Annotated in this window: 14 protein-coding genes; 8 read left to right on the top strand and 6 right to left on the bottom strand. The window is 66.9% G+C overall.

Annotated elements, in window-relative coordinates:
- From ABTZ94_RS02585 to ABTZ94_RS02570, 4 genes are all read right to left on the bottom strand, one after another.
- The coding region (locus ABTZ94_RS02585; RefSeq protein WP_351196710.1) for a GTP-binding protein at positions 1-326 on the bottom strand (326 nt) is incomplete at its 3' end.
- A complete protein-coding gene (locus tag ABTZ94_RS02580; protein ID WP_003966010.1) occupies positions 307-714 on the bottom strand; it encodes a DUF742 domain-containing protein in 408 nt (135 codons plus the stop codon). The genes ABTZ94_RS02585 and ABTZ94_RS02580, both read right to left, overlap by 20 nt.
- 134 nt (positions 715-848) lie before the next feature.
- Positions 849-1,271 carry a roadblock/LC7 domain-containing protein gene (locus ABTZ94_RS02575; protein ID WP_003966009.1) on the bottom strand — a complete coding sequence of 141 codons (423 nt, stop codon included), beginning with the start codon at positions 1,269-1,271 and terminating at the stop codon, positions 849-851.
- A complete protein-coding gene (locus ABTZ94_RS02570) occupies positions 1,272-5,018 on the bottom strand; it encodes a sensor histidine kinase (RefSeq protein WP_351196708.1) in 3,747 nt (1,248 codons plus the stop codon).
- A gap of 581 nt (positions 5,019-5,599) precedes the next feature.
- On the opposite strand from ABTZ94_RS02570, the gene ABTZ94_RS02565 reads away from it, so the two are divergent.
- The 3 genes from ABTZ94_RS02565 (at position 5,600) to gltX (ending at position 8,166) form a co-directional block, all read left to right on the top strand.
- Positions 5,600-5,800, top strand: coding sequence for a hypothetical protein (locus ABTZ94_RS02565; protein WP_351196706.1), 201 nt, complete (start codon positions 5,600-5,602; stop codon positions 5,798-5,800).
- A gap of 82 nt (positions 5,801-5,882) precedes the next feature.
- Positions 5,883-6,659, top strand: a complete 777-nt coding sequence (locus ABTZ94_RS02560) for a fumarylacetoacetate hydrolase family protein (RefSeq protein ID WP_114246867.1) — start codon at positions 5,883-5,885, stop codon at positions 6,657-6,659.
- Complete coding sequence (gene gltX, locus ABTZ94_RS02555) at positions 6,652-8,166, top strand: glutamate--tRNA ligase (protein ID WP_351196703.1); 1,515 nt, start codon at positions 6,652-6,654, stop codon at positions 8,164-8,166. Before ABTZ94_RS02560 ends, gltX begins: the two co-directional genes overlap by 8 nt.
- Before the next feature lie 55 nt (positions 8,167-8,221).
- On the opposite strand, the gene ABTZ94_RS02550 is transcribed toward gltX, so the two are convergent.
- Complete coding sequence (locus ABTZ94_RS02550) at positions 8,222-9,127, bottom strand: DUF3800 domain-containing protein (RefSeq protein WP_351196701.1); 906 nt, start codon at positions 9,125-9,127, stop codon at positions 8,222-8,224.
- Between the two features lie 152 nt (positions 9,128-9,279).
- On the bottom strand, positions 9,280-9,609 hold the full coding sequence (locus tag ABTZ94_RS02545; protein ID WP_351196699.1) for a hypothetical protein: 330 nt from the start codon (positions 9,607-9,609) through the stop codon (positions 9,280-9,282).
- Between the two features lie 152 nt (positions 9,610-9,761).
- Between ABTZ94_RS02545 and ABTZ94_RS02540 the strand changes: the two genes are divergently transcribed.
- From ABTZ94_RS02540 to ABTZ94_RS02520, 5 genes are all read left to right on the top strand, one after another.
- Positions 9,762-10,616 carry a helix-turn-helix domain-containing protein gene (locus tag ABTZ94_RS02540; RefSeq protein ID WP_351196697.1) on the top strand — a complete coding sequence of 285 codons (855 nt, stop codon included), beginning with the start codon at positions 9,762-9,764 and terminating at the stop codon, positions 10,614-10,616.
- A 16-nt stretch (positions 10,617-10,632) separates the two neighbouring features.
- The gene (locus ABTZ94_RS02535) at positions 10,633-10,830 is read left to right on the top strand and encodes a DUF397 domain-containing protein (protein ID WP_351196695.1); all 198 of its coding nucleotides are present in this window, start codon (positions 10,633-10,635) and stop codon (positions 10,828-10,830) included.
- Positions 10,831-10,918: 88 nt separating this feature from the next.
- Positions 10,919-12,445, top strand: a complete 1,527-nt coding sequence (locus ABTZ94_RS02530) for a type I restriction-modification system subunit M (protein WP_351196693.1) — start codon at positions 10,919-10,921, stop codon at positions 12,443-12,445.
- A complete protein-coding gene (locus tag ABTZ94_RS02525; RefSeq protein ID WP_351196691.1) occupies positions 12,442-13,671 on the top strand; it encodes a restriction endonuclease subunit S in 1,230 nt (409 codons plus the stop codon). The genes ABTZ94_RS02530 and ABTZ94_RS02525 overlap by 4 nt, the downstream gene beginning before the upstream one ends.
- Positions 13,672-13,814: 143 nt before the next feature.
- On the top strand, positions 13,815-17,453 hold the full coding sequence (locus ABTZ94_RS02520; protein WP_351196689.1) for a DEAD/DEAH box helicase family protein: 3,639 nt from the start codon (positions 13,815-13,817) through the stop codon (positions 17,451-17,453).
- Positions 17,454-17,461: the final 8 nt, after the last annotated feature.

Here is a 17,461-nt window from a genome sequence, read left to right as displayed (position 1 = left end):
GCGCCGATGGCGCCGCGGACCAGGTCGTCCCACATGAACCAGAAGCGGTCCTGTCCGGGCGTACCGAAGAGGTACAGGATCAGGTCCTGGTCCAGAGTGATGCGGCCGAAGTCCATGGCGACGGTCGTCGTCGTCTTGCCGCCGGTGTGCGTCAAGTCGTCGATGCCCGCGGATGCCGACGTCATCACGGCTTCCGTACGCAACGGGTTGATCTCCGAAACGGCACCGACGAACGTGGTCTTACCCACGCCGAAGCCGCCTGCCACCACGATCTTCGCCGAGGTGGTGGAGCGGGCCGCTCCGCCGCTAGAGCTTGCGAAGTCCACTGAGCACCCTTTCGAGCAGCGTCACATCCGGCGCGCCGCCGGCCTCTCCATTGCCCGGCTGGTGGATGGCCACCATGCCGGCTTCCGCCAGGTCCGCGACAAGAATCCGGGCCACACCGAGCGGCATCGACAGCAGCGCCGAGACCTCGGCCACCGACTTGACCTCGCGGCAGAGGTGGCAGATCCGCTGGTGCTCGGGGAGCAGCGTCCCCAGATGCGCGGGGTCGGCCGTGGTGGAGACCAGCGCCTCGATCGCGAGCTGGTAGCGGGGCCGGGTCCGGCCGCCGGTCATGGCATACGGACGGACCAGCGGCTGGTCGCCTTCACCGTCGTACGACGCGTGGTGCAGTGCGCCGTACGGATCAGGTGAGGCGGGTGGCGGGGTCATGAATCCTCCGGGCGTGACAGCAGGGTGTCGGCTTGCCGTCTGTAGGGGCCGGTGGGGGGTCTCTGAGCGGCCGGACGGGCGAGGGATGAGGGCGTTACCTGGGGCAATCGAGTCTGTCATCGATCCACGGCCGCCTAGTGAAGCAGGCTGCCTTGGAGCTCGGCGCGGAGATCCGGGGTGAGGACGGTGCCCGCACGGTCGACCAGGAGGGCCATTTCGTACCCGACCAGACCGATGTCGGCGTCCGGGTGGGCGAGCACGGCCAGCGAGGAGCCGTCCGAAATGGACATCAGGAAGAGGAACCCGCGTTCCATCTCCACCACGGTCTGACTGACTGCGCCGCCTTCGAAGATCCGGGAGGCGCCCGCGGTCAGCGAGGTCAGACCGGAGGCGACGGCCGCCAGCTGGTCCGCGCGGTCGCGCGGGAAACCTTCGGACATGGCGAGCAGGAGTCCGTCGGCGGAGACCACCACCGTGTGCGACACCCCGGGGGTGTTGTCCACGAAGTTGGTGATCAGCCAGTTCAGATTCTGCGCGGCCTGACTCATCGGGCTCAACTAACGCTCCTGCTGGTGAGTGGGGCCGAGGGGGGAACTTCCGGTCGACTGGCCGTTGTTGGCCTGCCGTCCCTGCTGGATGCCCCGGCGGAGATTGGTCAACCGCCCGCGCACATCATCGGGCGCACGCGACACCTGAGGACCGGACTGCTGGTTCTGCTGCTGTGCAGTGCCCGGCACCAGATTGGCGCGAGGTACCCGGCGAGGCAGCCCGGAGGTGGTGACTCCGCCTGCCGCGGGCTTCTTGACCCGCTCCGCCTGCCGGACGAGTTCGTCGTTCGGCGAGGGGCGCCAGGAGCTTGTGGTGGAGCCCGGGTCGCCTCCGTCGCGGCGCGGCGCGGGGGGAGCGGACTCCTGGGCCGACTGCTGCGGGACGGCGGGCGCCTGCGGCTCGGCGGGCGGCTGCTGACCGCCCTGCTGCGGGCCGTGGAACCAGTTTGTCTCGAGGGTGTCGTACAGCGGCGTACGACCGTCCCCGGGGCCGGCCGGAGGCAGTGCCTCGGGCTGCGGCTGCGGCGGCAGGCCGGGGCGGTGCTGCGCCTCGCCGTTGGGCGCGGCGGGCGGACGCGGGGCACCGAAGTCCCCGTTGTCCCGGCCGTGCTGACGCGGTGCCGGCAGGCCCTGGTCCTGCGCCCGAGCGGGCTGCGGCTGTCCGAAGTCGGGGCGGGCGAACTGCGCGGTGCTCGCCGGGTCCTGCGGGGACTGAGCCCGCGGGGACTCAGCCTGCGGGGCCGGAGCCGAGAAGTCCGGGCGGGCGAACTCGGCGGTGGAGCCGGGGCCCTGCCGGTCGTCCATGGGCGGCCGCGCGGTGAGCGGCGGGCTCATCGGCCGCTGGAACTGGCCGGTGGACTCGGGCTCCTCGTGACCGCGCGGCGCGTCCAGCGGAGTACGCCGCGGCGCGGACGGCTCCTCGATGCCCCAGCTGGTGGTCTGCGGGTGCTGCGGCTGCGGGTTGCCACCGGGCAGCTCGGCACGTGGACCGCCGACCGGGGGCAGCTGACGACCGGGGTCGACCGGGGTGCCGGGCTGCTGGAAGCCGCTCTGGCCGACCGGGTTCTGCCGGGCCTGCTGAGGCTGCCACGGGACCGGGCCGTTCGACTGGCCCTGCTGGTCGCTGCGGTCCTGGCGGTTCGGGTCCTGGCGGTTCTGGCCGAACAGGTCGGGCTGAGACGAGTCCGTACGGCCCGTTCCGTCACCCCGGTCGCGGGCGCCGAGCCGGGCACCGTTGCCGAAGGCACCGGCGAGGCCGCCGCCCTGACGCTGCCGCTCCTGGCGCGGAGTGTCCTGCGGGCCGGTGTTGGACAGCCCGGCGGACTGGAAGCCGGCGTTCTGCTGACCCGGCTGACCCTGTTGGCCCTGCTTGTTCTGCGGCTGGCGGGGACCGCCGTCACGCGAGGGCAGCGCGGCACGCGGACCGGAGCCCGCACCGACCTGACCGCGCGCGGCACCCGGGCCCGCGGCGAGCCGGCCGGCCGGGGCCGACGGAGCGCCTCCGAGGCCGGGACGGGAGCCGTTGCCCGGGCCCGCACCGCCGAGCAGACCGCCGGGGGCGGAGGGCTGCTGCTGACCCGGTCCCGGCTTGGGAGCCGGTTGCTTGCCGCCGTGCGCGACATCGGCGGGGAGCATGACCAGCGCGGTCGTACCACCGGAGTCGGAGGGCCGCAGCTGGATCCGGATGCCGTGACGCAGGGACAGTCGGCCGACCACGAACAGACCCATGCGGCGGGAGACGGAGACGTCCACGGTGGGCGGCGAGGCGAGCCGCTCGTTGATCGCCGCGAGGTCCTCGGGGGAGAGGCCGATTCCGGTGTCGTGGATCTCCACCAGCACCCGCCCGTCGGGCAGCGCGTGACCGGTGACCCGGACCTTCGTCTGCGGCGAGGAGAACGACGTGGCGTTCTCCAGCAGCTCGGCGAGCAGGTGGACGAGGTCGTTGACGACGCGGCCCGCGACCTCGGTGGCGGGCACCGCGGCCAGTTCGATGCGCTCGTACTGCTCCACCTCGGAGGCGGCGGCACGGAGCACGTCGACCAGGGGGACGGGGCGGGTCCACCGGCGGCCCGGCTCCTCACCCGCGAGGACGAGGAGGTTTTCGCCGTTACGGCGCATACGGGTCGCGAGGTGGTCGAGCTTGAAGAGCGAGGACAGCTGGTCCGGGTCGGCCTCGCGCGACTCCAGTTCGGAGATGAGCGAGAGCTGACGCTGGATGAGGCCCTGGCTGCGGCGCGAGAGGTTGGTGAACATCGCGTTGACGTTGCCTCGCAGGAGGGCCTGCTCGGCGGCGAGGCGGACGGCCTCGCGGTGCACGTCGTCGAAGGCCGCGGCCACCTTGCCGATCTCGTCCCGGGAGTGCACACCGACCGACTCGACCGAGGTGTCGACGTCCTGCGGGTCGGCCTCGGAGAGCTGCTTGACGAGCTCGGGCAGCCGGTCCTGGGCGACGCGCGTAGCTGTGTCCTGCAGCCGCCGCAGCGAGCGGATCATCGACCGGGCGACGACGAAGGCGCCGACCAGCGAGACGCCGAGCACCAGCAGGATGAGCGCACCGCTGACGATCGCTTCGCGCTTCGACTCGTCGCGGAGCTCGCGGGCCTTGCCCTCCATGTCGCTGAGGAGGGTCTCCTCGATGGTCTTCATCGCCTGGATCTTGGTGGAGCTCTGGTCGTACCAGTCCAGGTAGGAACGCCGCGGCATGCCTTCCATGCCGGAGGGACTGTCCAGGACCTTCTTCGCGTAGGTCTCGGAAGCCTTGATCTCCGGGTTGCCCTCCTTCAGCGTGGCGATCAGCTCTTCGGCGTCGTTGCCGGTCGCCGCGTAGACCCCCTCGAAGGAGCGGAGCGCAGAGTCTTCCTTGCGCAGCGCGGCGCGGCCGAACTGCTGGTCGTTCTGGTCGAGGTCCGGCTGCTTGTTGTTGCCGCCGGGCAGCGCCGCGGCGATGACCGCTCGCTGGACCGAGGCGTACTCCTTGGCGGAGGAGAAGGCCGCCAGTGCCCGGGTCCGCTTGATCATCTCCGAGTTGCTCGTCGCCTGCGCCATGTCCTGCGAGAGGCTCAGCAGCGAGGTGATCAGCTGGCTGTACTGGTCGACGGTCTGGAGACTCGGGGAGCCCTTGGCGTACGCCGTCTTACGGATCTCGCGGATCGAGTTCAGCTGGCTGGCGATCTGCTGGACGCTCGCGTGGATGCCCTCGAGGGCCTCGTCGCCCGACGGGTCGCCGATCGCGTCCGTCCCGTCGAGGAACGCCGTCTTCGCCCGGTCGGTCTTCTTGCGGGGCTCGGTGACCTTGAAGTCGTCGGCCTTCACCCCGTTGGACAGCGGACCGGCCGAGCGGTCGCGCTCCTCCTGGAGCGCCTGGGCGAGCGTGGTCGCCTGCTTGGTCATCTTGGTCAGCAGCTGCATGTGATCCAGCTGCTGGATGTCGTTCATGGAGTCGTTGATCCGCAGTCCGCCCAGCGTGGTCGCTGCGACCACGGGAAGGGCGAGCAGGGAGACCAGACGCGTGCTGATCCGCCAGTTGCGAAGAGCTGCTCGCGAGCCTGTGCTGACGGCGCCCCGGGGCTTGGGCGACGAGAGCGGATCGGCGCCGCTGCTCGCCGTGGCCCCGGGCTGTCGGTCGCGATCACCGCTGTTGCCGGCCGAGGCCGGTCCGGGGTTCTGGGCGTGCTGGGGCGAGGAACCGCGGTCGGTCCCGCCGCGCGGCTCCTGTTCCGCCGCAGCGCTGCCATCCCTCTTGAAACGTCCCTGCACTAGCGTCGCAACCTCTGGACCAGGCGTCCCTCCGCGCGAAGACGGGTGGGACGGTGTCGGCGTCGTGGGGCGTTGTGTCCGCCCCCTGGTGGTCGTGAGTGACCGGCGCTCTTCCCCTTCCCGCCGCCACTCGGCGCTCCGTTGCGCCCCTGCGCGCCGGCCCTGAAACCCGCGGCGGTGCGTGGAATTCCAGCACAGTGCCGGATCTCCAACAAGGGCCCCCTACCGGGCAGTCACCTGAGTGACACGTTGTGATGAATGGGTAACAAACCGTGGAGCGCGTTCACGGGCAAAGTGGATCATTAAGGATGAATTGACGAGGGGTGAAGGGTGTCCCAGTCGACATGATCAGGAGCGGAATGGCTCATTCAGTGATGCAATGTCCGTTTCTGCCGGGGCGATCGGCTGCCCGGAATGGGGTAATTGTCGACGCGGCCGTGAGGAAACTCACATGATGATCGTCGTCTCATCCGGGCTTTCGAAGGGAATCGGATGTTTAGCCTGACGCTTTACAGGGATGGCAAATCCGACAACCGGCGCCCCTCCGGGCGGCGCCCGTACCGACAGGGTCCGAACGGCAGATGAAGACGACGATGATGTTCCGCAACATTGCCAACCCCCGGCGCACCACGCTGGCGCACCTCAAGGACGCCGACGAGCTGCAGACACGGGAACTGCCGGAGCACGCCGTCGACCTGCCCACCCAGACGGCCAACCCCCGCCGCACCATCCTCATGCAAGCCCCGGCCACGGCCCCGGCAACCGCCGCCGCCCCGGAGTAATGCGCGCGTTGTCCCCCCTCACCCGCGTTAGCCTGGAGCGTCAGTCTTCAGCCAGCCAGCAAGTGAGGGGCGACAGCATCCCGTGCGCATCGCCAGGTTCTCCATCGACGGCAATGTCGCCTTCGGCGCCGTCGAGGGCGAGGGGCCCGATGGTCTCGTCCTCGACATCATCAAGGGCATTCCGTACGCCGAGTTCGAGCTCTCCGGCACCAAGGTCCCGCTGAGCAAGGTCCGCCTCCTGCCGCCCGTGCTCCCCAACAAGGTCGTGGCCATCGGCCGCAACTACGCGGAGCACGCCGCGGAACTCGGCAACGAGGTACCGGACGTCCCCGTCGCCTTCTTCAAGCCCACCACCTCGGTGATCGGCTCCGGCGACGCCATCGAGTACCCCTCCTTCTCCAACGAACTCCACCACGAGGCCGAACTGGCCGTGGTCATCGGCCGTATGTGCCGCGAAGTGCCGCGTGAGCGCGTGAAGGACGTCATCTTCGGCTACACCTGCGCCAATGACGTCACCGCCCGCGATGCCCAGAAGCGCGAGAAGCAGTGGGCCCGGGCCAAGGGCTTCGACACGTCCTGCCCGCTGGGCCCCTGGGTGGAGACCGACCTCGACCCCAGCGACCTGACCATTCAGGCCACGGTCAACGGCGAGCAACGCCAACTGGGCCGTACGAGCGACATGATCCGCTCGATCGAGGATCTGGTCGTCCACATCACGGAAGCCATGACGCTGCTCCCGGGCGATGTGATCCTCACCGGCACTCCCGCAGGGGTCGGACCCCTCCATGTCGGCGACGAGGTCGCCGTCACCATCGAAGGCATCGGCACTCTCACCAACAAGGTGATCAAGCGTGGTTAACGCACCCTCCCCCAAGCTCTCGGCTCCGCTCGACCAGGGGGTACCCCCCCGCGTTCGTTTCTGTCCCTCCCCGACCGGCAACCCTCATGTGGGCCTGGTCCGCACCGCCCTCTTCAACTGGGCCTTCGCCCGGCACCACGGCGGCACCCTGGTCTTCCGCATCGAGGACACCGACGCGGCCCGCGACTCCGAGGACTCCTACAACCAGCTCCTGGATTCGATGCGCTGGCTCGGCTTCGACTGGGACGAGGGCCCCGAGGTCGGCGGCCCGCACGCCCCGTACCGCCAGTCGCAGCGCATGGACATCTACAAGGATGTCGCCGAGAAGCTCCTCACCGGCGGGTACGCGTACCACTGCTACTGCACCACCGAGGAGCTCGACACCCGCCGCGACGCCGCCCGCGCCGCCGGCAAGCCGTCCGGCTACGACGGCCACTGCCGCGACCTCACGGCCGAGCAGACCGCCGCGTACGAGGCCGAGGGCCGCACCTCCATCGTCCGCTTCCGGATGCCCGACGAGGCGCTCACCTTCACCGATCTGGTCCGCGGCGAGCTGACCTTCCAGCCGGAGAACGTGCCGGACTACGGCATCGTCCGTGCCAACGGCGCCCCGCTCTACACGCTGGTCAACCCGGTCGACGACGCGCTGATGGAGATTACCCACGTCCTGCGCGGTGAGGACCTGCTCTCCTCCACCCCGCGCCAGCTCGCGCTCTACAAGGCGCTGATCGAGCTCGGCATCGCCAAGGACACCCCCGCGTTCGGCCACCTCCCGTACGTCATGGGCGAGGGCAACAAGAAGCTCTCCAAGCGCGACCCGCAGGCCTCGCTCAACCTCTACCGCGAGCGCGGCTTCCTGCACGAGGGGCTGCTCAACTACCTCTCCCTGCTGGGCTGGTCCATCGCCGAGGACCGCGACATCTTCTCCATCGAGGAGATGGTGGCCGCGTTCGACATCAAGGACGTCAACGCCAACCCGGCGCGCTTCGACCTGAAGAAGTGCGAGCACATCAACGCCGAGCACATCCGCAAGCTGGATGTGAAGACGTTCACCGAGGCGTGCGGCCCCTGGCTGAAGGCCCCGTTCGCCCCGTGGGCCCCGGAGTCCTTCGACGCGGACCAGTTCGCGGCGATCGCCCCGTACGCCCAGACCCGCGTCACGGTCCTCTCGGACATCACCGCCAACGTCGACTTCCTCTTCCTCGACGAGCCGGCGACGGACGAGGCGTCCTGGGCCAAGGCGATGAAGGAGGGCTCCGACGCCCTGCTGGTCACGGCCCGCGCCAAGCTGGCCGGCGCCGAATGGAACGCCGACACCCTGAAGAACGCCATCCTCACCGCCGGCGAGGAGCACGGCCTGAAGCTCGGCAAGGCCCAGGCCCCGGTCCGCGTCGCCGTCACCGGCCGCACGATCGGCCTGCCGCTCTTCGAGTCCCTGGAGATCCTGGGCCGCGAGAAGACCCTGGCCCGTATCGACGCGGCACTGGCCAGGCTGGTCGCCGCGTAGTCGTACGTACGCCGGAGGCCGGGGTTCCCACGGGGAAGCCCCGGCCTCCGGCCGTTCACGGCGCCAGCGGCACCTCACGCGGGCCGGTCTGCTGTCCGGGGATGACGGCCCCGGCTCCCACACGTTTCCCGTCGCCGAACATCAGGCTGGAGGACTGCGCGGTGCGCCGGTCCGAGACCACGATGCCGCCGCGCCATTTCCCGCTCGGATCCTGGTAGCGGAACTGGAGCTTCTTCAGACGCTCACCGAACTCCTCCCGCAGCGGCGCGTAGGCGTCGTCGCAGTGCACGTTCCACGTGAGGTCGTTGAGATAGGCATGGCAGGCGATCGGGAACAGCAAGGACGACACCACCAGGTCCGCGACCTGTAACAGGGTGTGCGTGTCGCTGTGACCGAAGACAGGGGACTCGATGATCCCCCGGAGGCCGTCCCCGCCCGTGCGGTACTTGCGGGTGGTCACACAGTGCACGTTGGGCGCGTTCTTCACCTTGGTGCGGCTGTCGAGGACCATCATCCCGCGTGAATGCTCGTGGGCCAGCTGAGCCTGGAACGTCTCGGTCAACGAACCCACGGAGGTCGGGTAGACACCGGACTCGTTGAAGGCGAGTCCTTCTTCCTTGATCCAGACGCGAGCGAGGAGTCGCACGTCGTGGCGTTCCAGTCTGTCGAGCAGGGACGACACGAGTTCCATCGCGGCCCGGCGCCAGTTGTGATTGCCGGCCCGCAAGTTCTTGCGGACGTCGGACCCCTTGATCTCGTGCTGGATCAGCTCGGACAGATGCATGACGTGCTTCAACTGGGGTCGATAGTGCTTTTTGACGTTGAGGAAGTCCCAGGTCAACTCCTCGACTTGGGCACGGGGAACGGTGAATCCGCCGATGACGAGTACGGGCGGCGCATCCGGCTTGGCCGGATCGAGCGTCTGCCCGTTACCGGCCTCGTCGATGTAGCAGAGATGCACCGAACCTCCCCTGAAACACGTCTGTGGCCGCCCCCGAAGGGACGGCCACAGGGTCTGCGCAGCCATATGCGCGATGTTTTGTTTGCTGCTTCCGATGCTGCCAGGCGCCGGAGCCCAGGGTCAAGCGCGACGTCGCTCTGAGTTGACTGGGTTCAACTCTCTGGAGTGAAAGGGGCAGTCGTCGAGCCGGGCCATACGAGGCAGCCGATGCTTCCGGGGCGCATGGAGATCATGTGGGCGGCACGGTCAGGAGTGCGCAGCGACATCCGGAACCCGCCGTCCACGGCGGTGACCTGGGCGCTCCCGTCCTCGTGCGCGAGTCCCCACGCGGCGACGCGGGCATCGTGATCGCCGTCGGAGGTACGGAACTGCTCGACGACAGCGAAGAGGCGGGGTGCGGTGGCTTCTACGAGGGCGCGGATCTCTTCGGCGAAGCCGTCGGGAGGGGCGGGGAGGGAGGAGGGCGGGGATACGGTGGCCATGCTGGATCTCCTGTCAGTGGTGAGGAGTTGGGAGGCCGACAGGGGTAACCGTAGAGTGCGCGTTGGTATGTATTCCATCGATCCGTTGATTTGTAGCCCAAAGCCCCTCGTGTGGGTGACATGGGCGGCCCTGTACACGAGGAGCGAGGACAGTGGCCCGTGCCAAACTTCCGCCGTCCGTGAGGCAACGGCGCCTGGGGGCGGAGCTGCGCAGGATGAGGGAGCACGCAGACTTGTCCGCCACTCGGGCAGGCGAACTCTTCGGCGCGACGCAGTCTCGTATCAGCAACATCGAGGCCGGCAGCTATGCGGTGAGCGCTGAGCGGGTCAGAGCCCTGGCCAGACTGTACGAATGCGCCGACAGCGAGCTGATCGAAGCTCTTGCGGAGATGACAGGCGGCCGGACGCGCGGGTGGTGGGAGGAGTACCGAGAGATCCTTCCGGCCGACGCCTTGGACCTCGCGGAGCTGGAGCACCATGCGCAGACGATGCGCATCGCATCTGTCATCCACATCCCCGGCCTCCTGCAGACAAGGGAACACGCACGCGTGGTCATCGGTGATGTCGTGCCCGCCTTGGCTCCGTACGAGGTGGAGCACCGGGTTTCCCACAGGCTCAAGCGCCAGGCGGTTCTGCACGGGAGCGAGCCCACTCCGGTGACGGCGATCGTCCACGAGGCCGCACTGAGAATGGGGTTCGGCGGCGCGAGCGTTGCCAAAGGTCAGCTGCAATGCCTGATCGATTGCAGCGAAGAGGCACACCTGACAGTCTCGGTGATCCCCTTCGGGATCGGAACCTTTCCCGGCGCTGGCCACGGAATCGTCCAGTTCGGTGGCCCGCTTCCGCAGCTGGACACCGTTCAACTGGATACGGACCATGGCTCCGTGTTCGTCGACGGTGAGTCTCAGGTCGCCAAGTACCGGACGGTGCTGGACCGCATGGAGGCGTGTGCGCTCGGGCCGTCGAAGTCGCGGGATCTCATCCTGCACGTCATGCGCTCACTCTGAGAGAAAGTGGTATCCCGTGGCTCCCTTGGCCTGGCAGAAGTCAACGTTCAGCGGCGAGGCTGCGAACTGCGTCAACGTGGCCGCTGCGCCCGACGGCACGCTCCGGTTGCGTGAGAGCGACGACCCGGACGTGATACTCGTCGCAACCCGGGCCGGTCTGTCCGCTCTGGTCGCATCGATCAAGGAGAACGAGAGCCTTGGGAGGCAACCCTGAATGAGGCTGCGACTCCGCCGCTACGGAACGTGGAGTCGCGTGTGCCGGAGCGGCTCCCGGTGTCAGCGGGCGGAAGTAAGCTCGCAGGGTGATTACCGGTGAAGTGAAGAGCAAGGTGGGACGCGTCTGGGACGCGTTCTGGTCGGGTGGCATCTCCAACCCACTGGAGGTGATGGAGCAGATCACGTACCTGCTCTTCATCAAGCGGCTTGATGAAATCCAGACAATCAATGACCGCCGGGCGAACGCCACGGGCACGCCTGATCCCGCCCCGTTCTTCGACGCGGACCAGCAGGACTTGCGCTGGCAGAACTTCAAGGTCCGCGACCCCGAGCTCATGTACGGGATCGTCGCCGAAGGCGTCTTCCCGTACCTGCGTCGCATGGGCGGCGACGACTCGACGTACTCGCATCACATGAAGGACGCCCGCTTCACCATCCCGAACGCGAACCTCCTCGCGAAGGTCGTCGACCTCCTCGACGACCTCGGCATGGACAAGAGCGACACCAAGGGCGACATCTACGAGTACCTACTCGCGAAGATCGCCTCAGCTGGTCAGAATGGCCAGTTCCGCACACCCCGGCACATCATCGACCTGATGGTCGAGATGACCCAGCCCGGCCCCGGCGACGAGGTCTGCGACCCGGCCTGCGGCACAGCGGGCTTCCTGGTGCAGACGTCGTCGTACGTCAAGCGCACCCATAAGGAAGCCCTGCTCGGCGCGGAACAACGCAAGCACTTCAACGAGTCGATGTTTCACGGCTTCGACTTCGACTCCACGATGCTCCGCATCGGCTCGATGAACATGCTGCTCCACGGCGTGGAGAGCCCGGACATCCGCTGGCGCGACTCCCTCGCGGAGTCGGCGGCCGGTGAGGCGGAGAAGTACTCCCTGATCCTCGCCAACCCGCCCTTCGCGGGCAGCCTCGACTACGAGTCGACGGCGAAGGACCTCCAGTCGATCGTCAAGACGAAGAAGACGGAACTCCTCTTCCTGGCTCTGTTCCTGCGTCTCCTCAAGCCCGGTGGCCGCGCGGCCGTCATCGTCCCCGACGGCGTCCTCTTCGGCTCCACAAAGGCCCACAAGGAACTTCGCCGCATGCTGGTCGAGGAGCAGCAGCTCCAGGCGGTGGTCAAGCTCCCCAGTGGCGTCTTCAGGCCGTACGCCGGTGTCTCGACAGCCATCCTCTTCTTCACCCGCACCGACAGTGGTGGCACGGATGACGTCTGGTTCTACGACGTCAAGGCTGACGGCCTCTCCCTGGACGACAAGCGCAACGAACTCCTCCCGGAAGACCGCCTCGGCGTCCGCCCGACGCCTGCGGACAAGCCTCTGACCGAGGAGGAGCACGAGAAGAACAACCTCCCGGACGTCCTGACCCGCTGGTTCAACCGAGGCACCTCAGAACGCGACCGCGCGAGGACCGAACAGAGCTTCTGCGTACCCAAGTCGGACATCGCTGCCCATGGTTACGATCTGTCCCTGAACCGCTACAAGGAAATCCTCCACGAGGAGGTCAAGACCCGATCCCCCCTCGAAATCCTGGCCGACTTGGAACGCCTCGATGCCGAGATCGCCAAGGGTGCGGTCAAAGTAAAGGAGATGCTGAAGTGACTGTGACGCACAAGCGCCTCGGCGATGTCGCGTCATTCGTACGCGGTATCACCTTTAAGCCGACTGATGTAGTACCCAATGGAACCACTTCGTCCGTTTGGTGCATGCGGACGAAGAACGTTCAAGCTCAAGTGGACTTGTCGGACGTATGGTCGGTGGATTCGGGATTCGTTAAGCGCTCTGAGCAGTATCTTGAGGAGGGTGATGTTCTAATCTCTAGTGCTAATAGTTGGAATTTGGTTGGTAAGTGCTGCTGGATTCCCCGACTGGATAAGTCAACTTCTTTTGGTGGGTTCGTCACTGCTCTGCGTGGCGATGTGTCCCAGGTGAATCGCCGTTACTTGTATCGGTGGTTTTCATCCGCGCGCATTCAGGAAACCGTACGGAGCTTCAGTCGTCAGACCACGAACATCGCCAACCTCGATCTGAAGCGCTGCGCTGACCTACCTGTCCCGTTGCCGCAGCTCGCCGAGCAGAAGCGCATCGCCTCAGTCCTCGATCAGGTAGATGCCCTCCGCGCTCAGCGCCGCAAGGCCATCGCCCTTCTCGATGACCTTGTCCGCTCTACCTTCCTCGACATGTTCGGTGCCCTCCAGCAGGATTGGCGGGAGGTTCACGTTGCGGATCTTGCGGTTTCGGAGAAGGGGAGTATCAGGACTGGTCCGTTCGGAAGCCAGCTCCTGCACGAGGAGTTCACTGATGAGGGCGTCGCAGTCCTTGGTATCGACAACGCCGTCAAGAATGAATTTAGATGGGGTGAGCGTCGGTATATTTCAGAAGAAAAATACCAAGAACTCGCTCGGTATACAGTGTACCCTGGGGATCTCCTTATCACCATCATGGGAACTTGTGGTCGGTCTGCAGTTGTCCCGGATGATATTCCTGTTTCCATTAATACCAAGCATCTGTGCTGCATTACCCTTGATCGGGCTAAGTGTCTTCCGGAGTTTTTGCACAGCTATTTCCTGGAACATCCTGAGAGTCGCTCATATTTGTCGAAGGTGGCTAAGGGGGCAATCATGTCAGGCCTCAACATGGGGTTGATCAAATCCCTGCCTGTGCGACTTCCGCCGCTGGAAGTTCAGGAAGAATATGTTGGGAGAGTCGCCGGAATCCGCAAGAGTCGGATGCTGCATGAGAGGCACCTCGCCACCCTCGACGAGCTCTTCGAATCCGTCCAACAGCGAGCCTTCGCCGGGCAGCTCTGGGATCATGAAGCCGCGTAACCCGTAACACCGCACACGAACCACCGCACCACCACGCCGACCGCGCCCGGTCTGGGGAGACCCGGGGCGTGGTCGGCGCTGCCGCATCACGTAGTTCACGGCCGCGTACAGGGACCGGTACAGGGGAGAGGGGCGCCACAGCGATGGCCAGCAACCAAGGGAACGACGGTATCCGGGACGGCAGCAGCGAGGCGGGTCCGCCCAAGCCGGGCCCGCGCCCCACTCCCGGCCCCCCGAGGACGCACCGGTCACCGGAGGAGGCCGCAGTCCGCCACCTCGCCCGCCCCGCCGGGAACTTCGCGTTCCTCAAGGCCGAATGGCCGGCCCTCCACGAGGAGGCGAGTCGCGCCGAGCGCCTTGCCTACGCCGATCCCCGGACCGCCTGCTTCTACGCCCGCCGGGCGATCGAACTGGCTGTGCACTGGATGTACGACAAGGACACCTCGCTCCGGGCCCCGTACAAGATGGACCTCAACGCGATGCTCCACGAGCCGTCGTTCCGGACCCTCGTCGGTCCCACCGTGAACGCGAAGATGGATATCATCCGCCGCCAGGGCAACCATGCGGTCCACAAGCAGGCCCCCGTGCCTCCGCAGGCCGCAGTCTCGAGCCTGCGCGAGCTGTTCCACTCGCTCTACTGGTTCGCCCGCACCTATACGGGTCAGGCCCACGACCTCCCCACCGCGGGCATGGAGTTCGACTCCACGGCCATCCCGCGCCCGCTCTCTCCCGAGGCCCGCCTCAAGAAGCAGGCGGAGCTGCGCGAGCAGGCGGAGGAGGACCAGAAGCGCTACCAGCAGCAGGCGGATGAACTCGGCAAGGCCCGTGCCGCCAGCGAAGCCCTTGCTGCCCAGCTCGCCCAGCTCCAGGCCCAGGTCGCCGCCGCCAAGGCCGCGAACCAGATGGTTCAGGACACCCACGACTACGACGAGGCCACCACCCGCGACACGTTCATAGACCTCCTCCTCAAGGAGGCCGGCTGGGACCTGGCGGGCACTGGGACCGACCCGGCGGGCAAGTTCACCGTCGAGCGTCCGGTGACCGGCATGCAGACCGCCTCCGGCAACGGTTTCGTCGACTACGTCCTGTGGGGCGCGGACGGCAAGCCGCTTGCCGTCGTTGAAGCCAAGCGCACCGGCCGCGACCCCCGCGACGGCCAGCAGCAGGCAAAGCTGTACGCGGACGCCCTCGCCGCCGAGTTCAACCGACGCCCGGTGATCTTCTACACCAACGGCTACGAGACCTACCTCTGGGACGACGGACTGCGCTACCCGCCCCGCCAGGTCCAGGGTTTCCTCACCCACGACCAGCTCCACTGGCATGTGCGGCAGCGGGCGGGCCGCCTCTCCCTGACGACCACCCCGGTGAACGAGAAGATCGCCGGCCGCCCGTACCAGCTGCGCGCCATCAAACGCGTCGGCGAGACGTACGAACGCGACCGCCAGCGCCAGGCCCTCCTCGTCATGGCGACCGGCACTGGCAAGACGCGTACCACCGTGGCCCTCGTCGACCAGCTGAAGAAGGCCGGATGGGCTCAGCGTGTGCTGTTCCTCGCCGACCGCGAGGCCCTGGTCATCCAGACGATGAAGGCGTTCAAGGAGCACCTTCCGAACACTCCCGTCGCCAGTCTCCTGGACGACAAGTCCGCGTCGGCGCACGTCTTCGTCTCCACCTACCAGACGATGATGAACCAGATCGACGTGTCGGACGCCGCGGGCCGCCGCCGCTTCGGTCCCGGCTACTTCGACCTCATCGTCATCGATGAGGCCCACCGTTCCGTCTATGCGAAGTACGGGGCGATCTTCCGCTACTTCGACTCGCTCCTCCTCGGCCTGACCGCCACCCCGAAGGACGAGATCGACCGCAACACGTACAAGCTGTTCCAGTTGGAGGACGGCGTCCCCACCGACTCCTACGGCCTGAACGAGGCGGTTGGCGAGGGATACCTCGTGCCGCCGAAGGCCGTGAAGGTGCCGTTGAAGTTCATGGAGCGAGGCATCCGCTACGAAGAGCTCTCCGACGAGGAGAAGGCCGAATGGGATGACAAGGAGTGGTCCGAGGACGGCGAGAAGCCGGACGCCGTCAGCCGCCACGAGATGAACAGAATCCTGTTCAATGAGGACACCGTCGACAAGATGCTGGAAGTCCTGGTCACCCAGGGCCACCGTGTCGAGGGCGGTGACCGCCTCGGCAAGACGATCATCTTCGCGAAGAACAACGAGCACGCCCGGTTCATCGAGGCCCGGTACAACGCCAGCTATCCCAAGGGCGCCGGCCACCAGGCGCGAGTGATCACGTACAAGGAGACCTACCGCCAGTCCCTGATCGAGGACTTCTCCGCAGCGCGCAAGGAACCCGACATTGCGATCTCCGTCGACATGCTCGACACCGGCATCGATGTACCGGAGGTCGTCAACCTGGTCTTCGCCAAGCCGGTCTTCTCCAAGACCAAGTTCTGGCAGATGATCGGCCGCGGCACCCGGCTGCGTCCGGCCCTCTTCGGGCCGGACGAGACGAACCCCGACCACGCCAAGCAGAACTTCCGGGTCTTCGACTTCTGCGGCAACATCGACTTCTTCAACAGCGAGCTCGCTGGCGTAGAAGCCCGCCAGGCTCCCGCCCTGAGCGAGCGTCTGCTCGGCCTGCAGCTGGACCTGCTGCGCAGCCTCGACCGCCGACAGCAGCCGGACCCAGCCCGTGATGGCGGCCCCGATGCCATTGCGACCGAGCCGTCGGTCCGGTGGGCCCTGGCCCACCGTCTGCACGCCACCGTTGCCGGGATGAATCTGGACAACTTCCTCGTCCGCCCGCACCGCCGTGAGATCGAGACATTCGCCGACTTCCGCACCTGGCACCGGATCGACGAAGAAGCCGAACATGCCGTCCGCGAGAAGCTGCTCCGCCTGCCCAGCGACCACGAACCGGACCCCGACGAGACTCGCGAGGAGGCCAAGCGCTTCGACCTCATCGCCTTCCGGCTGCAGCTCGCGGCGCTGGACGGCGGCAAGGAATACGCCAAGCTGCGCCAGAAGGTCCGCGACATTGCGGAGGACCTGCTCGGAAAGACCAACATCCCGGCCGTCGCCGACCAACTGGAACTGCTGGAGGCGGCAGCAAGTGAAGAGTGGTGGCAGGACGTCACCCTGCCGATGCTGGAGGACCTGCGCAGAAGGTTGCGAGGGCTGGCCAAGCTGGTGGACGCCAAGGCCAAGCGGAAGATCGTCTACACCGACTTCGAGGACGAGTTCGGCGAGATCTCCGAGGCGGACATCAAGGACATGCCGACGGGCACGGACGAGCAGAGGTTCCGCCAGAAGGCCCGCGCGTATCTGCTGCGTCACGAAGATCTGCCGACTGTCCACAAGCTGCGTCACAACGAGCAGATCACCGAAGACGACCTGGCCGGTCTGGAGGAGATCTTCCTTGCCGAGGCGGTGGCCTCGCCCGAGGATCTTGACGAGGTCCGGGCCACGGGAGGTCTTGGTCTGTTCGTCCGCACTCTGTGCGGACTGGACCGGCAGGCCGCCCAGCGGGCCTTCGAGGGCTTCATCGCAGGAATGCAGTTGAGCGCCGCGCAGCTGGACTTCATCATGCTCATCGTCGATGTGGTCACCAAGCGTGGTGTGCTCGACGTCGGGGATCTGTACGAAGTCGGCAGCCCCTTCCATGACAGTGCGCCCGGCGGTCCGGACGACCTGTTCTCTCTTGAGCAGATCGATGACCTCAAGATTGTCTTCATCGGCCTGCAAAGCACCGCAAAGCCCACCATGCTGGCCGCGTAGACGCATAC

This window comes from Streptomyces sp. NPDC002785, assembly GCF_040295565.1.
In the GTDB taxonomy this organism is placed as follows: Bacteria; Actinomycetota; Actinomycetes; order Streptomycetales; family Streptomycetaceae; genus Streptomyces.
The sequence above is the reverse complement of the archived record's forward strand: the minus strand, read 5'-3'. Positions and strand labels throughout refer to the sequence as shown.